The organism is Marinobacterium sedimentorum (genome assembly GCF_024267675.1).
GTDB classification, from domain to species: domain Bacteria; phylum Pseudomonadota; class Gammaproteobacteria; order Pseudomonadales; family Balneatricaceae; genus Marinobacterium_A; species Marinobacterium_A sedimentorum.
Genome location: NZ_JALDYX010000009.1, coordinates 97,816 through 114,280, shown reverse-complemented (window position 1 = coordinate 114,280; position 16,465 = coordinate 97,816). Strand labels below are relative to the sequence as shown.

General features: G+C 61.0%; 17 protein-coding genes. 12 read left to right on the top strand and 5 right to left on the bottom strand.

Going from position 1 to position 16,465, the window contains the following annotated elements:
- The first annotated feature begins 36 nt into the window (after positions 1-36).
- From MRS74_RS10405 to MRS74_RS10395, 3 genes are all read left to right on the top strand, one after another.
- Positions 37-1,230, top strand: coding sequence for an aspartate aminotransferase family protein (locus MRS74_RS10405; RefSeq protein WP_254580221.1), 1,194 nt, complete (start codon positions 37-39; stop codon positions 1,228-1,230).
- Between the two features lie 45 nt (positions 1,231-1,275).
- The gene (gene argF, locus MRS74_RS10400; protein ID WP_254580220.1) at positions 1,276-2,181 is read left to right on the top strand and encodes an ornithine carbamoyltransferase; all 906 of its coding nucleotides are present in this window, start codon (positions 1,276-1,278) and stop codon (positions 2,179-2,181) included.
- A 158-nt stretch (positions 2,182-2,339) separates the two neighbouring features.
- Complete coding sequence (locus MRS74_RS10395) at positions 2,340-3,254, top strand: LysR family transcriptional regulator (RefSeq protein ID WP_254580219.1); 915 nt, start codon at positions 2,340-2,342, stop codon at positions 3,252-3,254.
- A 4-nt stretch (positions 3,255-3,258) separates the two neighbouring features.
- On the opposite strand, the gene MRS74_RS10390 is transcribed toward MRS74_RS10395, so the two are convergent.
- On the bottom strand, positions 3,259-3,648 hold the full coding sequence (locus tag MRS74_RS10390; RefSeq protein ID WP_254580218.1) for a carboxymuconolactone decarboxylase family protein: 390 nt from the start codon (positions 3,646-3,648) through the stop codon (positions 3,259-3,261).
- Between the two features lie 264 nt (positions 3,649-3,912).
- Between MRS74_RS10390 and MRS74_RS10385 the strand changes: the two genes are divergently transcribed.
- From MRS74_RS10385 to MRS74_RS10370, 4 genes are all read left to right on the top strand, one after another.
- Complete coding sequence (locus MRS74_RS10385) at positions 3,913-5,271, top strand: class II 3-deoxy-7-phosphoheptulonate synthase (RefSeq protein ID WP_254580217.1); 1,359 nt, start codon at positions 3,913-3,915, stop codon at positions 5,269-5,271.
- Entirely contained in the window at positions 5,268-5,594 is a 327-nt protein-coding gene (locus MRS74_RS10380) for a YqcC family protein (protein WP_254580216.1), read from the top strand. Before MRS74_RS10385 ends, MRS74_RS10380 begins: the two co-directional genes overlap by 4 nt.
- Positions 5,595-5,750: 156 nt before the next feature.
- Entirely contained in the window at positions 5,751-7,721 is a 1,971-nt protein-coding gene (locus tag MRS74_RS10375) for a monovalent cation:proton antiporter family protein (RefSeq protein ID WP_254580215.1), read from the top strand.
- Between the two features lie 74 nt (positions 7,722-7,795).
- A complete protein-coding gene (locus MRS74_RS10370) occupies positions 7,796-8,839 on the top strand; it encodes a DUF3549 family protein (RefSeq protein WP_254580214.1) in 1,044 nt (347 codons plus the stop codon).
- A 41-nt stretch (positions 8,840-8,880) separates the two neighbouring features.
- On the opposite strand, the gene MRS74_RS10365 is transcribed toward MRS74_RS10370, so the two are convergent.
- The 3 genes from MRS74_RS10365 to MRS74_RS10355 all read right to left on the bottom strand — a co-directional run bounded on the left by MRS74_RS10365 (position 8,881) and on the right by MRS74_RS10355 (position 11,244).
- Entirely contained in the window at positions 8,881-9,570 is a 690-nt protein-coding gene (locus MRS74_RS10365; RefSeq protein WP_254580213.1) for a replication protein P, read from the bottom strand.
- A 31-nt stretch (positions 9,571-9,601) separates the two neighbouring features.
- Positions 9,602-10,750 carry a DnaT-like ssDNA-binding domain-containing protein gene (locus MRS74_RS10360; RefSeq protein ID WP_254580212.1) on the bottom strand — a complete coding sequence of 383 codons (1,149 nt, stop codon included), beginning with the start codon at positions 10,748-10,750 and terminating at the stop codon, positions 9,602-9,604.
- An 86-nt stretch (positions 10,751-10,836) separates the two neighbouring features.
- Positions 10,837-11,244, bottom strand: coding sequence for a CBS domain-containing protein (locus MRS74_RS10355; protein WP_254580211.1), 408 nt, complete (start codon positions 11,242-11,244; stop codon positions 10,837-10,839).
- A gap of 271 nt (positions 11,245-11,515) precedes the next feature.
- On the opposite strand from MRS74_RS10355, the gene MRS74_RS10350 reads away from it, so the two are divergent.
- From MRS74_RS10350 to nfsA, 4 genes are all read left to right on the top strand, one after another.
- On the top strand, positions 11,516-13,048 hold the full coding sequence (locus MRS74_RS10350) for a thymidine phosphorylase family protein (RefSeq protein ID WP_254580210.1): 1,533 nt from the start codon (positions 11,516-11,518) through the stop codon (positions 13,046-13,048).
- Entirely contained in the window at positions 13,045-13,929 is an 885-nt protein-coding gene (locus tag MRS74_RS10345) for a ribose-phosphate pyrophosphokinase (protein ID WP_254580209.1), read from the top strand. The genes MRS74_RS10350 and MRS74_RS10345 overlap by 4 nt, the downstream gene beginning before the upstream one ends.
- On the top strand, positions 13,929-14,519 hold the full coding sequence (locus MRS74_RS10340) for an alpha-ketoglutarate-dependent dioxygenase AlkB family protein (protein WP_254580208.1): 591 nt from the start codon (positions 13,929-13,931) through the stop codon (positions 14,517-14,519). Before MRS74_RS10345 ends, MRS74_RS10340 begins: the two co-directional genes overlap by 1 nt.
- Before the next feature lie 82 nt (positions 14,520-14,601).
- Positions 14,602-15,339 (top strand): oxygen-insensitive NADPH nitroreductase, encoded by a 738-nt coding sequence (gene nfsA / locus MRS74_RS10335; RefSeq protein ID WP_254580207.1) that lies wholly within the window; start codon positions 14,602-14,604, stop codon positions 15,337-15,339.
- Between the two features lie 56 nt (positions 15,340-15,395).
- Here nfsA and MRS74_RS10330 read toward each other — a convergent pair whose 3' ends face one another.
- Positions 15,396-15,842: a flavodoxin domain-containing protein gene (locus MRS74_RS10330; RefSeq protein ID WP_254580206.1), complete on the bottom strand. Its 447-nt coding sequence runs from the start codon at positions 15,840-15,842 to the stop codon at positions 15,396-15,398.
- A gap of 172 nt (positions 15,843-16,014) precedes the next feature.
- Here MRS74_RS10330 and MRS74_RS10325 point away from each other — a divergent pair, with 172 nt between their 5' ends.
- A complete protein-coding gene (locus MRS74_RS10325) occupies positions 16,015-16,344 on the top strand; it encodes a hypothetical protein (RefSeq protein ID WP_254580205.1) in 330 nt (109 codons plus the stop codon).
- Positions 16,345-16,465: the final 121 nt, after the last annotated feature.

Genomic DNA, 16,465 nt, shown 5'->3' with positions numbered 1-16,465 from the left:
CCAGGGCTGCCTTTTTGCGTTGTTGGGAGCACGAACATGGCAGCTACGCCTATCATGAATACATACAACAGGCTCTCGGTTGCCTTCGACCACGGCGCAGGCGCCTGGCTGTATGACACGGACGGCAACAAGTATCTGGATGCGCTGTCCGGCATCGCCGTGTGCGGTCTGGGCCACAGCCACCCGGCCGTCACCCACGCCATCAGCGAACAGGCCTCCCGTCTGATTCACACCTCGAATCTGTACACCATTCCGCTGCAGGAGCGCCTGGCCGAGCGCCTGTGCGCCATTTCCGGCATGGACAGCGTATTCTTTGGCAACTCGGGCGCAGAGGCAAACGAAGCCGCTATCAAACTGGCACGCCGCTACGGCCACCAGAAAGGCATCGATAACCCGGCCATCATTGTCATGGAAAACGCCTTCCACGGCCGTACCCTTGCCACCCTGAGCGCCACAGGCAACCGGGCTGTACAGGTGGGCTTTGAGCCCCTGGTCAGCGGTTTTGTCCGTGCGCCCTACGATGACGTCGACGCCATTCGCACCATCGCCGCCAACAACCCCAACGTGGTTGCCATCCTGGTGGAACCGGTACAGGGCGAAGCCGGCATCCGCATTCCGGCCGACAACTACCTCAACCAGCTGCGCAGCATCTGCGATGAGCACGAATGGCTGCTGATGCTGGACGAAGTTCAAACCGGCAACGGCCGTACCGGCGAGTACTTTGCGTATCAGCACAACGCAATCCTGCCCGATGTGGTAACTACAGCCAAAGGTCTGGGCAATGGCGTGCCAATTGGTGCTTGTCTGGCCGCAGGCAAAGCTGCCACTATTCTGTCTCCGGGCACCCACGGCTCGACCTACGGCGGTAACCCGCTGGCCTGCGCTGCGGCTCTGGCCGTGGTTGATACCATTCAGGACGAAAATCTCTGCCAGCGCGCCGAGCAACTGGGCAAGCGCATCTGCGACGGTTTTCGCGCCCAGCTGGGCGATTCGAACTACATTCGGGAAATCCGCAACAAGGGCCTGATGATCGGCATCGAGCTGACAGAAGCGGGCAGCGAGCTTGCCGTACTGGCCAAGGTCAAGGGCATCCTGCTGAATGTAACCGGTGGTGGCCGCGTTGTACGACTGCTGCCCCCCCTGATTATGAGCGATAGCGAAGCAGACCTGATGGTTAACACGCTGTCAAAACTGATCCAGATATATGCGGCTGACGAGCGGGAAATCTAACCTCGATCACCGCTCTCAGAGGACCTGCTTAAGCAGATACTACCTATGAGCACGAGACATTTTTTAACACTCAAAGACCTGTCCTCCGATGAGCTGAAACAGCTCATCGTGCGGGCCGGCGAACTGAAGCAAATGCGCAATGACGGCGTCGTCTACGAGCCTTTGCAGAACCACGTCATGGCCATGATTTTCGAAAAGGCCTCGACGCGCACGCGCGTATCCTTCGAAGCCGGCATGGCGCAGCTGGGCGGCCACGCCATGTTCCTGTCCTCGCGGGACACCCAGCTGGGACGTGGCGAGCCGGTTGAAGACAGCGCAAGGGTCATCTCCAGCATGGTCGACGTGGTCATGATCCGCACCTTCAGTCATGAAACCGTGGAAACCTTCGCCCAGTACTCCAGGGTACCGGTCATCAACGCACTGACGGATGACTATCACCCCTGCCAGCTGCTGGCCGACATGCAGGCCTACCACGAGCATCGCGGCTCGATTCAGGGCAAGACGGCGGTCTGGATCGGCGACGGCAACAACATGTGCAACTCCTATATCAATGCCGCGGCATTGCTGGATTTCCGCCTGCACATCTGCTGTCCGGAAGGCTTTGAACCCATGCAGTCACTGCTGGAGGAGCATGGCGATCGCATTCAGCTGTTCCGCGATCCTCAGGAAGCGGTGCGCGGCAGCGACCTGATCGCAACCGACGTCTGGGCATCCATGGGCCAGGAAGATGAGCAGCGGATGCGCGAGCGCAAGTTTGTCGGTTTCCAGGTGAGCCCCGCACTGATGGATCTGGCCAACCCGGACGCCGTCTTCCTGCACTGCCTGCCGGCCCACCGGGGCGAGGAAATAAGCGAAGACATGCTGGATGATCCCCGCTCCATCGTGTTCGACGAAGCAGAAAACCGCCTGCATGCCCAAAAGGCGCTGCTGGAATTCCTGCTGGTCAACTAAGCTTCAAACGCATCGGCGGGCAGCTGTACTCTGCACCCGCCGATGCCGAATTTCGCAACCGTTACCTCCAACTTGGCTCAGGTTCGCCACAGCGATCCGACGGGCCGTCGCGTTTACCGCTATAATTTCGTTTATTTCATTCAGGATGGGTACCAGGCATGGTGGAACTAAGGCATCTCAAGACTCTGGCAGCCCTGCGCGATGCCGGCAGCCTGGTTGAAGCCGCTGAGCGGGTGCACCTGACCCAATCCGCCCTTTCCCATCAGATCAAGGATCTTGAAGAGCGGCTGAACTGTTCGCTGTTCATCCGCAAAACCAAGCCCATCTGCTTTACCTCGTCGGGCCAGCGCCTGCTGGCCCTGGCCGATGATGTGCTGCCCATGATTCGCAATGCCGAGCGGGATATTGCCCGCCTGGCGGGTGGTGAGGCCGGGCGACTGAATATCTGTATCGAGTGTCACAGCTGTTTTGAATGGCTCATGCCCACCATCGACCACTTTCGCCAGCACTGGCCTGAAGTCGAAATGGACCTGTCGAGCGGCTTCAGCTTCCAGCCGCTGCCGGCACTGGCCCGCGGCGACCTCGACCTGGTCATCACCTCGGATCCCGAAACCCGCAACGGCATTATCTACATTCCACTGTTCAGCTACGAATCCGTGCTGGCCATCGCCAAGCAGCATCGCCTGGTGGCGCGGCGCTATATCCACGCCGAGGACCTGAGCCAGGAAACCCTGATCACCTATCCGGTGGATCACGGCAAGCTGGACATCTTCAACCATTTTCTGGATCCGGCCGGCGTTGACCCGGCTGAAATTCGCACCGCCGAGCTGACCGTGATGATCCTGCAGCTGGTCGCCAGCGGTCGTGGCGTATCGGCATTGCCAAACTGGGCGATACACGAATATCTGGAACGTGACTACATCGCCGCCCGCCCGCTGGGTGACAAGGGCGTCTGGTGCACCCTCTATGCCGCCATCCGTGAAGACCAGAAATCATCCGAGTTCATGGTGGACTTCCTTAACACCGCCAAGGAAGTCTCGTTCCGCAACCTCAGCGGTATCAAAACCGCCTGAGGGCCTAATTGCCGCCGCTCGACTCCCAGTCTTCAATCGCCTCACGAGCCGCCCGAAAGGCCTCCTGCGCCGCCGGCGCGCCGCAATAAATCAGGGATTGCAGCAGCACTTCCTGAATCTGCGCCACACTGCAGCCATTGCGCAGCGCGCCCCGCACATGCCCCTTCAGCTCGGTGGGTGCCTTCAATGCCGCCAGCATCGCAATCGTCACCAGGCTACGGGTCTGGCGCGGCAAACCCTCGCGCTGCCAGGTCGAGCCCCAGGCATGCTCGTTCAGCCAGTCCTGCATCGGCATGGTGAAATCACTGGCACCAGTCAGCGCCCGGCTGACAAATTCTTCGCCCATGACTTCGGTGCGTACCCGCAAACCATTTTCCCAATCATCCTTAGACACAGTGGTTCTCTCCAGACTGTTATTAACACCGCATGGCAAACGTCTGAAGATAGGCTTCGCGACGGACCAACTCAAGCCCGGCAGCCCTTCATACCCGTTAAACAGCCTCGCACCTGCGACTGATTCAAGCCCGAAAACACACCAGTAACGCCCCCAAAACCAGCGCCAGAGCTGGCCCCTAGGCCACGGCGGGCCTTGTTTCTTGTCGATGATCCCGTACACTGTTGCCTTCCTCTAAATTGACATCAGACAGAATCCAATACCATGCAAGACTGGAGCCCCAGCAGCTGGCGCGAAAAGCCCATCGTGCAGCAACCGACCTACACCGATCCGCACGCCGTTAGCGCCGTGGAAGCCGAACTGAGCGCGTTGCCACCGCTGGTTTTTGCCGGTGAAATCCGCTCACTGCACGCACAGCTGGCCAATGTTGCCGAAGGCCGTGCCTTTTTGCTGCAGGGCGGCGACTGTGCCGAAAGCTTTTCCGAGTTCAACGCCAACAAGATTCGGGATACCTTCCAGCTGCTGCTGCAAATGGCCGTGGTACTGACCTTTGCCGGCAGCTGCCCGGTGGTCAAGATCGGGCGCATGGCGGGCCAGTTTGCCAAGCCCCGCTCTACCGATATGGAAACGCGGGGCGGCATCGAACTGCCGAGCTATCGCGGCGATATCATCAATGATATCGAGTTCACCGCAGAGGCCCGCATCCCCGACCCACAACGCCTGCTGCGCGCCTATCACCAGTCGTCGTCCACACTGAACCTGCTGCGCGCCTTCGCCCAGGGCGGCTTTGCCGATCTGCATCAGGTGCATCGCTGGAACCTGGGCTTCGTGGAAAAAAGCCCGCTGGGAGAAAAGTACCAGCACCTGGCCAATCAGATCGACCAGACACTGGCCTTTATGGAAGCCTGCGGCGTGCATGCCCAGAACACCCCACAGATCAAGGAAACCTCGCTCTACACCTCCCACGAGGCGTTGTTGCTGGGTTACGAGCAGGCTCTCACCCGGCGCGACAGCCAGACCAACGACTGGTACGACTGTTCCGCTCATATGCTGTGGATCGGCGATCGCACCCGTCAGCCGGACCATGCCCATGTGGAATTCCTGCGCGGCGTGAAAAATCCGATCGGCATCAAGGTTGGTCCCAGCACCAATACCGATGACCTGCTGCACCTGCTGGATACGCTCAACCCGCAAAACCTGCCAGGACGCATCACGCTGATCGCCCGCATGGGTGCGGACAAGATCACCGAAAAGCTGCCGCCGCTGGTACGCGCCGTAAAGCTGGCCGGCCGCTACGTGATCTGGAGCTCTGATCCGATGCACGGCAACACCACCACGGCATCGAGCGGTTACAAGACCCGCAGCGTCGAGGCCATCCTGCGCGAAATCAAGGGGTTCTTCGAGGTGCACAACGCCGAGGGTACCCACGCCGGTGGCGTGCATTTCGAGATGACCGGGCAGAACGTTACCGAGTGTGTTGGCGGCGCCTTCCAGATCACCGAAGAAGGCCTGGCGGATCGCTACCAGACCCAGTGCGACCCGCGCCTCAATGGCGAACAGGCGCTGGAGCTGGCTTTCCTGATTGCCGATACCCTCAAGCACGCCCGGAGCTCAAACCGGTGACACGCCAGCAGCAACTAAACCTGCTGCTGCGCCAGCTTGAACAGGAGCTGCAGGCTCTGCAGCTCTGGCAGCAGAGCGCCCCCGGCGCCGAGGCACTGAACAGCATAGAACCGTTCTGTATTGATACCCTGACATTCAGCGAGTGGCTGCAGTGGATCATGATTCCGCGTTTCGACGCGATGATTCAGCAGCAGCATGCACTGCCCGGTAACAGTGACATCGCAACCATGGCTGAAGAAGCCTTCAAGGGCGTCAATGCCGATACCACAGCGCTGCTCGACCTGATCCGTCAGATCGATAGCACCCTGCGCCTGGTGCACTAGACAGCAGCCTGTCGGACTTGCCACTGATCTACTGCGGAAAAGCCCGACAGACTGCCAGCCCCCGGGCTTTGCTGCGCCATCAGACCTCCGCCAAATCAGGCCCGCCCCGGGCCTGATTTGGCGGCCCCTTAGTTTCCAATGACGGAACTGACTACCATGGAACAGGGTTTTTTCCATCAGTTTCTGACCATCATTGCCGCCGCAGTAGTGGTCATCAGCCTGTTTCGCCGCATCGGCCTGCCCCCCATACTGGCGTACCTCAGCGTCGGCAGCCTGCTGGGTCCCTATGCCCTGGGGCTGGTCAGCAACGACAAAAGCATTGCGCTGCTCAGTGAGCTGGGCGTCGTCTTTCTGCTGTTCATGCTCGGGCTGGAATTTTCCCTGCCCCGCATGATTGCCATGCGCCGCACTGTATTCGGCCTGGGCTCCATCCAGGTGCTGGCGACCAGTGCGCTGCTCATGGGACTGGCCATGCTCGCCGGCCTGACCTTCACCGCCAGCCTGGTCGTTGCAGGTGCCCTGGCGCTGTCATCCACCGCCATCGTCACCCGTGAACTGATCCGGCACAGCGAGATCAATGCGCCCCACGGCCGCCTGTCGGTAGCCATACTCATCTTCCAGGATCTGGCCGCGGTCTTCTTCCTCATTCTGGTTCCGACACTGGCCAGCGATCGCACCTCCATCAATCTCCATAGCCTGATTCCCACGCTACTGCAGGGAGGGGCGATCCTGGCCGCCCTGCTCATGTTTGGCCGCACCCTGCTGCCGCGCCTGCTGAACGAGGTCGCCAAGTCCCGCTCGGACGAGCTGTTTGTGCTGACCACCCTGGTCGCAGCCCTGACCGCCGCCTGGCTCACCCATGCCGCCGGCCTGTCGATGGCTCTGGGCGGTTTCCTGGCCGGCATGATGCTGGGCGAAAGCCGCTACCGTCATCAGCTCGAAGCCGATATCCGCCCCTTTCGCGACGTTCTGCTCGGGCTCTTCTTCGTATCAGTGGGCATGCAGCTGAATCTGGCAGCACTGGCGCACAACGGACACTGGGTACTGCTGCTGACGCTGGGCCTTCTGCTGCTCAAAGCCAGCCTGATTGCACTGGCCGCCTGGCTGCTGCAGCGGGACATGGGCAATGCGCTGCGCGCCGGTATCTGCCTGGCTCAGGGCGGAGAATTCGGCTTCGCGCTGCTCACCCTCGCCTCAAGCCACCAGCTGATCAGCAGCGAACTGAACGCCCTGGTGGTGGCCATTATCATCCTCAGCATGCTGTGCACGCCCCTGCTGATTCGCTTTAGCGCCACCCTGAGCCGAGGCATCCACAGGCCCGCCAAGGACTCCAGAGTGCCGGCCCTGAACGCGCCGCTGCCGGAGGACCTCGAAGAGCTGTCCGACCACGTTATTCTCTGCGGCTATGGGCGAGTCGGCCAGGTCATCACCCGCTTCCTGCAACCGCTGCAGATCCCCTACATCACCATCGACAGCGACCCCGTGCGCGTGCAGGAGGCCGCGGCTGCGGGCGAGCGCATCTATTACGGCGATGCCAGGCGTACCGACCTGCTGAAGACCCTGGGTTCAAGCCGGGCCCGGCTGCTGATTCTCACCTTCCCCAGCGACAGCGATGCCCTGACCGCTCTGCACGGCCTCAAACACCATTTCCCGGACTTGCCGGTGCTGGTGCGCACCCAGGATGACAGTCGTCTGCAGGAGCTGCAGGATGCCGGCGCCACCGAAGTCATTCCCGAAGCCCTGGAGGGCAGTCTGATGCTGGTGTCCCACGTACTGACGCTGCTGGATATTCCCCGCGATGCCATAGAATCGCGCATCAGCCGCGTGCGCGAGGAGCGCTACCGTCTGCTGCATGGCTACTACCATGGTGGCCAGTCCCGCAAGCTGGATCGCCGGGGCGCCCAGGCCAAAGTGCTGCACCCGGTGGTACTGTCACCCGGTTGCCACGGTGCCGGCCACAGCCTGCGTGAGCTGCAGATCAAGGCCGAGGTGGAATCCATACGCCGGGGCGACGCGCTGCTCAGCGCCGTCGACATGGACACCCAGCTGCAGGACAACGACATAGTGATTCTGCGCGGAAGCGTCAGTCTGGTGGAACGAGCCGAGGCCATACTGCTGGCAGGCTGACAGGCCGGCTGTCCTCGTTCGTCCGGGGCTGGTAAAATCCGCCCCCTTGATACACTGGACACGAGGACAGCACTGTGGACCCTATTCAATCGTTACTGGACCTGATTCACCAGACAGGCGCGCGCTGTCGCCTGTTTGACATGGGCCGACGGGTCAGCAAGGTGTCGGCCGAGGTCTTCGGCCGTGTTGAGCAGGGGCAGATCGCCTACCCGCAGCCGTATATGCACCACGCCTGGGTCAGCCTGCTGTTGTGGCATCCCAAAGAACCCCAGCGCAATGCCGTCTGGTTTCTCAAATTGCCGCTGGATGAGCAGGGCTTCCTGATTCAGGCCGTGCGGGACGATTTACTGCAGCGCCTGCTGAAGAACATCAGCGGTCTGCTCGATGGCGGCCCAGACGCCCTCAAGGACAATCCCTTTTCATTCAAGCCCGACGCCGAAAAGATGGCCATCTTCCATGCCCATGCCAACAGCGTGCTGGGGCTGCCCGCTTCGCCGCACTACGAGTATGCACAACACTACTTTGCCGGCCAGCTCGGATTTGATCAGTGGCCTAATCTGGGTCTGCAGGGCATCGCCGACATGGCCGTGCGCCTTGAACAGGGCAATAACGAGGCCCTGCTGATCGGTGCCCTGGCGCAGCTGCCCGACGAACCCCTGCGGGCGCTGTGCTGCGCACTGGAGCATGTTGAACCGAGCCACCGCCTGATTCAGGCACTGCAACCACGCCTGGACCAGTGCCTGGCACAGCACGGGAATGATCAGGGGATGCTGGCGGCGCTGGTACGCGCGGTGTCCAATAGCCCCAGCGACACCCACAGGCAGGCCTGGCTGAGCCGGATACTGGCCAGTGATCGGTCACAGGAAACGGAAGTACTGGTGGCGATGGCAACCCGCTGCTGCGAGAGCCTCAAGGACCCTGCACTGCTGCAGGTTTTTCTGGAACGCCTGGCAACGGGGGAAACCGGTCAGAACGGATTTTCACGCATTCTGGCCGATCTGATGTTCATGCCGGCACTGCGCCGCCCCATCATGCAGGCGTTTCGCAATCCCGAGCGCAGCGAGACCCTGTCGGCGGCGATCGGCGCCATGTTTGGTAGCAACTTTTCCAGCCACTAAGCCTGCGCAGGCCTGGCGCCGGAGCGGCCAGGCTCAAGGCGTTACTGGTAATCCAGCGGCAGCTCGAGGCTGAGGCCCAGCTGCTGCACCTTCTTCTCGGACGCACCGCGGTACAGGTCTCGTACGCGCGAGCCTTTGGGTTTGGTAAGGTAGTACAACAGTGACGCGGCCACCTCAGGCGCCAGCGCCTGCTCCTCGCCCCAGCGCTGAATAAAGGCCACCAGCGTATTGCTGCGCCCATCGGGCAGACCCACCGCCACCGGCACGCTCAGGTCTTCACCCTCGCGCACCCGGCGCGACATCACTTCGTAGTTGTAGCGAAAGTCGGGCAGTACCCGGCGCTGCTCCTCGGAACGCAGCCGGAACCAGCCGGTCGCACGCCCGGCCTGGTACACCGCCGGATGGGACCACGGGTGGCGCGTCGGTCGATCGGCATGCATGCACGCCTCTTCATAGGCCCGCAACACGCCGGGCAGGCCGAAATTCCCTTCCTGCTCATGCAGAATCTTGAGAAATTCCGAGATGGTGGGCATCCAGGCCAGCTGTTCCTTGCAGTGATCGATGGCCGACACCAGCTCGCGCTCGCCATAACCACGCAGGCTCAGGGCCCACTCGCGCTTGGCGATGCGAATCTCATCCTGGGTTTCGAAGCAGCTCTTGAACTTGTGGCCGTAGATCGCCATGAAGCGCGCAAACAGCATGTTCACCAGCGCCTTGGTTTCCAGCGGCAAAGGGCCTGCATCGCTATTACCGGTACCGCGATTACCAGTCGGTGTCGCGGATGTCCATGATTGCTGCGGTAACCTGTTTGCGTTTTTCCCGAGTATCTCGGCGGGTGTTTTCATTATTAAAACCTGTCTGTCGCTCTTTGTCGGCGCCGGTATCCCGGCCATCACGGGTCTGCTTGCGCACCCATTCCCGTTTCACCCAGGCGAGGAACTTCTGATCCCAGTTGGTTTCCTTGCGGTCCTTGTCGAGCCAGTAGAGCACGAACTCATCCAGCAAACCTTCGGCGTACTCAACGGTAATATTGTGTCTTGGCAGCAGGGCAAAGAAAGTTTCGGAGGGCCGCCAGCCAAGCTGCATGGGTTTAAGCTGCTGATTGCGTTCTTCGTGCTGCTCGAACAGCACCTGCAGTTCATCCTTGTGCCGCCGCCAGCCGCTGGCACCACCAAAGGTCGGGGCAGGCCCGCGCGCCTGAATGGTTTGCGGCGTCGCGCGCAACGCCTGGCGTGTCAGAGGACGGGGCGGCGTATCGTGCACATCCAGTCGGCTGAGCGTGTCTGCCTGGTGGCGGGGCGGGATCTGCCGGCTCGATTCTGGATGCCGCTCGGCATAGGACGCTGCAGCCTGCTCTCTAACCGGCTCAGCAGCCTGAGCAGAAACATCCAAGCGTCGCGTCGGCTCAGGATGACGACGGGGCAGCGCTGGGGCTACTGGCGCGTATTGCGGGGCGGACTCAGGCCGCTGCGACGGGGCCGGATCCCCAGGATGCCTGTCATGTACAGAATCCGCATCCGCCAGGTCTGCAACCTGGGGCATCTCTGCCATAGGCGCGGCCCTGGAGGCCACAGACTCGGCTGACTCGTCAGCCTCAGGCATAGCACCCTCGGGTGACGGGGAAACACCCTGGGGCTCCAGGCTGAGCCGCACCAGCGCACTGTCGACCGAAGCCCGGATGCAGCCCTGTCGCACCAGACTGTCGGTGACGCTGCGCAGGTAGTCCTCATCCCAGAAGTCGGCGATTTTCAGCCAGTGGGCACGGCTAAGCACCAGCTCAGAGGGCTCGGCACGCCCGCCATTGCGGGCCCGGTCGTGATAAATAGCCAGCAGCAAGGCCTCATCACTGCCGATGCGCCTTGCAAGAGAGGGATAGAACAGAATCGGTTGTTCCGGGAAGCGATAACCCATGAGACTCCAGTGTAATAAAGGAGGGCAGGCGTGAGCCCACCCGTTGACAGCTGCCGTCCCGACATCCATGCGGCGCACAGCGCCGCTCAGCCATCCTGGGCAAATACCTCCACGGCGCGCAATACATCGCGCCGGCTGATCTGTCCGATCAGTTTGCCGCGCTGAACCACCGGCAGGCGGCGCATGCCATTTTTGATAAAGGTCTCGGCGACCTTGATGATATCGGCATCGTACTCGATGGTACAGATATCCTGCGACATGTACTGCGAGACCTTACCGCCAAACTCCTCTTCATGATAGGTCAGGGTCAGGATCGCCCGCAGGCAGTCGACCTCCGACAGCACGCCCACCAGCGCACCGTCAGCACCCACCACCGGAGCACCGCTGATCTTGCGCGCTAACAGCTGGCGTATAGCCTGAAACAGATCGGTGTCCGGCGTGAAGGTTACCAGATCCCGGGCCATGTAGTCCGATGCCTTGACGGATCTGAGCATAAGCATGTCTCCCGTACGAGAAGCCAAGGCTGTTGCCGTCATTCACTCCAGACACAGCCGCCTCTTGAATAGTAGTTCAGGCCGTCGCAACGGGCAGACCGCAAGCGCAGAAGATCCACGGCCCCCCTGAGCGGCAACACTTGCGACATAGAGTAGGCCGCGGACACCACTGTCTGAACGGCCCTTGATCCAGATCCTGCCCCGATCAGGGGAAACTGCTACATTGGAGGCGGCAACAGCAATAGCGTCCGCATCACCGGAGAGCCAGCCCATGATTTGTACCACTGAACGAATGGCCCCGCTCGAAGCGCTGCGACTAGGCATCGATACACACCACGAACCCATCATTTATCTGCACGCCGATAGTCCGGTCTGCCGGTCAGAAGGCTTTGCCGCCCTGTCACGGGTACTGGTTTCGAGTGATGGCCAGCATATTATCGCAACCCTCAACATCATCACCGGCGATCTAGTGGCTAACGGCCAGATCGGCTTTTCGGAGCCAGCCTGGAAACGACTTGGCCTTAGCGAGGGCGCCCCGATTCGGGTTTCCCACCCCGCGCCGGTCCAATCGCTGTCCTATGTACGGGCCAAGGTATTCGGCCACACGCTCGACCAGCAGCAGCTGCAAGATATCATTGATGATATTGTCGATGGCCGCTATGCCGACGTGCATGTCGCCGCTTTCATCACGGCCTGCGGCGCCGACAATCTCAGCCTGCAGGAAATATCGGCACTGACCCGCGCCATGGTCAACGCCGGGGACACCATCGACTGGCACCTGCCCATGGTGATTGACAAGCACTGTGTCGGCGGCCTGCCCGGCAACCGCACAACCCCCATACTGGTTTCCATCCTGACGGCATCTGGCCTGACAGTTCCCAAAACCTCATCCAGGGCCATCACTTCCCCGGCGGGCACCGCCGATACCATGGAAGTACTGACCAATGTCTGCCTGAGCCAGACGCAAATGAAGGATGTTGTCAATAAGGTCGGCGGCTGCCTGGCCTGGGGGGGATCGGTACGCCTGAGCCCTGCGGATGATCTGCTGATCCAGGTGGAGCGCGCGCTGGACATAGACAGCGAGGGCCAACTGATCGCCTCGGTACTGTCGAAGAAGATCGCCGCCGGGGCCACCCATGTACTGATTGATATCCCGGTCGGCCCCAGCGCCAAGGTTCGCAGCCAGGAAGCCGCGGCTAAGCTGGCCGACACCTTTCGCAGGGTCGCCGCCGAGCTGGGGCTCAATGTGAGCATCCTCTGCACCGACGGCAGCCAGCCCATTGGCTGCGGTATCGGCCCGGCACTGGAAGCCAGGGATATACTGGCCGTACTGCAGGGCAAGCCAGATGCACCACAGGATTTGAAAGACCGCGCCTGCCTGCTTGCCGGCGCCATGCTGGAGATGGCCGCCGTCACAGCACCTGGACAGGGGCAGGCAATGGCACGGAATAAAATTGACACAGGCGAGGCCTGGCGCCAGTTTAAGGCCATCTGCATGGCCCAGGGCGGCCTGAAACAGCCGCCGGTCGCGCCCTATCGCTACACACTGACCGCACGTCACGCGGGCATCGTCCAGGCGATCGATAACCGCCTGCTGTCGAAGATTGCCAAACTGGCCGGCGCACCGGCGGACCCTGCGGCCGGCGTCGAGATTCCGATCAAGCTCGGCGACCAGGTTGAGCCCAACGCTATCCTGCTAAGCATCCACGCTGAAAGCTCGGGCGAGCTTAACTATGCCGTCGACTATCTGGAGAACCATCTGGAAGTGGTCGAATTGGCAGCCATAGAGGAGCAACACCCATGACCCCTCTGCTGTTTAACCTGGCCTCAAGTCCCGCACTGGTGACGCAACTAGAACAGCTTCTGCCAGCCGAAACCGGCGAACTGGAACTGCACCAATTTCCTGACGGGGAAAGCTATCTGCGAATCCACAGTGACTGTCAGGGACGTGATTGCCTGCTGTTCTGCAATCTGTTTCATCCCGACGAAAAGCTGCTGCCGCTACTGTTTGCCGCCACGACCCTGCGTGAACTCGGCGCGCGCCGCCTGCTGCTGATCAGCCCTTACCTGGCCTACATGCGCCAGGACAAGCGTTTCAAGCCGGGTGAGTGCATCAGTTCACGCATCTTTGCACAGCAACTGTCCGGCCTGTTCGATGGCCTGATCACGGTTGACCCCCATCTGCACCGCTACGCATCCCTCGATGAAATCTACAGCCTGAAAAGTATCCGGGTGCCCGCGGCACCGCTGATTGCACACTGGATACGCCAGCAGATAGCGCAGCCTCTGCTGATCGGCCCGGATGCCGAGAGCGAACAGTGGGTCAGCGAAGTCGCACAGCTGGCCGGGGCACCCTGGCAGATCCTGCACAAGGAGCGTCATGGCGACTATGCGGTGGAGGTGTCCCTGCCCGATGTCGAACGCTGGCATGAACACAGTCCCGTACTGGTCGACGATATCATCTCCAGCGGCCGTACCATGCTGGAAACCCTCAACCACTTGCAGCAGGCAGGCCTGCCCCGTGCAACCTGTATCGGCGTGCACGGCATTTTTGCGGGCGATGCCTACCAGAGACTGCAGGCCAGCGCCGATGTCGTCTCGACCGACTGCATCCCGCACCCCAGCAATGCCATCAGCATGATCCCGGCCCTGGCAGACGCCTGCCGCCGCTGGCTGCACCCCTGATGCAACCTGAGCACATCAGGGCAGCCGATGCCGAACTGGTACTGTACCGCCGCTTCATCGCCCCCCCGGACAGCGCCCGGCTGCTGGCAGCCCTGGACGCGGGGATCCAGTGGCGCCAGGACCGCATCCGGCTTTTCGGCCGTGAGCATGCCATTCCGCGACTGCAGCAATTTCAGGGCGAGCCGGGCCTGCACTACCGCTATTCCGGCCTGCTGCTGGAAACGAAACCCTGGCACCCACTGATAGAACAGCTGCGCCGGCGCATCAAGGCGCTAGAGCCCGCCCCCTTCAACTGTGTTCTGCTCAACCTCTACCGCGACGGCAACGATAGCATGGGCTGGCACAGCGATGATGAGCCGGAGCTCGGACCCAATCCGGTTATTGCGTCCCTCAGCCTGGGCCAGCCACGGCGCTTTGTACTGCGCCACCGCCAGGATCGGCAGCAGCCCAAGATAGAGCTGCTGCTGGACGATGGTTCACTGCTGCTGATGCGCGGCAGCACCCAGCATCACTGGCAGCATGCCCTGCCACGCACCCGCAGTATCTGCAGGCCGCGCCTTAACCTGACATTCCGCTGCATCAGCGACTGAAACCCTGCACATTCCTGCGCCGCGCCCTGACATCACCGGGCTTGAAACGCTAAAATGCCCGCTGCAAAGGAGATCCGCGTACATGAATCAGGTTATCGAACTACTCAAGTCCCACAGGTCCATCCGCAAATTTACCGCCGAGCCGATCGACCAGAACACCGTCGATGAACTGGTACGCGCCGGCCAGGCTGCCGCCACCTCAAGCTTCCTGCAGGCCTGCACCCTGATTCAGGTACAGGACCAGGCCAAGCGTGAGCGTCTCGCCGCCTGCGCCGGCAACCAGGCCTATATTGTCGCGGCGCCGATCTTTCTGGTGTTTTGCGCCGACATGAAGCGCCACCAGCTGGCCTGTGACATGCACCAGGCCCAGATGCAGGCCGGCTACACCGAGCAGTTCATCACCGCCACTGCCGACTGCGCCCTGTTTGCACAGAACGTGGCCATCGCCGCCGAGTCACTGGGGCTGGGGATTGTCTATATAGGGGGCCTGCGCAACGAAATCGCCGAAGTCGCAGAATTGCTGGAACTGCCGGAACTGGTCTATCCGGTGTTTGGCATGTGCCTGGGCTTTCCCGACCAGGATCCGGAAACCAAGCCACGGCTGCCGCTGTCGGTGGTACTGAAACAGGATCGCTACGACGACAGTCAGGATAGAGCGGTCATTGCACAGTACGATGAGGAAGTGCGCGAGTACTACCGTACCCGTACCGGGGCGACCAAGGTGATGAGCTGGAGCGAACAGATTTCCGGCATGCTGATCAAGGAAGCGCGCCCGCACATGCTGGCGTTTCTGCAGCGCTGCGGCTTCCTGAAGAAGTAGCACAACCGTTTTAGCGGGAACAGGCGCCTTGGCATCGGTTCCCGCTGGCGGCCAGGTCAGATTTTCGCAGCCAGGCCCTGAATCCAGGCATCCACCTCGGCTTCCGGATCCATGGTTTCGCAGGCATCCAGAAACAGCGGCGATACCAGCTCACGCAACTGCAACTCGCGTAGCAGGTCAGCCACCTGACGACCGCCCTCGGCAAAGTCATCGTAGGAACTGTCACCCCGGGCAATCACGGCAAAACCCACCTTGGGCAGCAACGGAAAACGATCACGCAGTTCCAGGTACAGCGGCAACAGATTTTCCGGCACCTCGCCCTGGCCAATAGTGGCCGAACACACCAGCAACACCTCGGTATCCTCGGCGACCACATCGTCAAACTGCGCCTGACGCAGCACCCTGGCAACATGACCCAGCGCCTTGAGTTGCGCCGCGCAATCCTCGGCTATCTCCTGGGTTGCGCCGAAAGTTGTTCCCACCAGAATCTTGATATTCGCCATAACCCGCAAGGTCCCCGTTAATATTTCGCAAGTGCAACATTCTAGAGAAAAGCCGGGGTGATATAAACCATGCATATTGCCGCCCAGCGAGCCTGCAGACGGCACAAAATCCCTCGCCAAATCCCCGCGACTGGACTAGCTTTTATACTGTCGTCACCAAAGGAGATGCCCCATGCCTGTCAGTCATGTATCCCGTCTGCTAGAAGAGCTTGAACGCAAAGCCCTGCATGAAAGCAGCCTGACCGATCTCAATGTCACCCTTGCCCGCGAGGACCTCGTTAAAATAGAAGCCATGGCCAGCGCATTCGGCCTGACCCGGGAAGACGTCTGCACATCGCTTCTGCATACCATTCTGATGGAAGTGGAAGAAAAAATGCCCTATAGGCCCGGCCCCAAGATCATCCGCATTGAAGACGGCGACCCGATTTACGAGGATGTCGGCCCCATGCCCCGCTATCTTGATGCCAAGCGCAAAATTGAAAAGGAGCTCGATTGCGCCTGAGCCGCACCCAGCACGAACATGCACGGCAAAGATCGCAGGCGTAAAGGCTGACTCAAAGGGCAATTACAACAGACAGATATAACAAGGCAGATGCAAAAAATCCGGAGCCCCTCAACAGGAC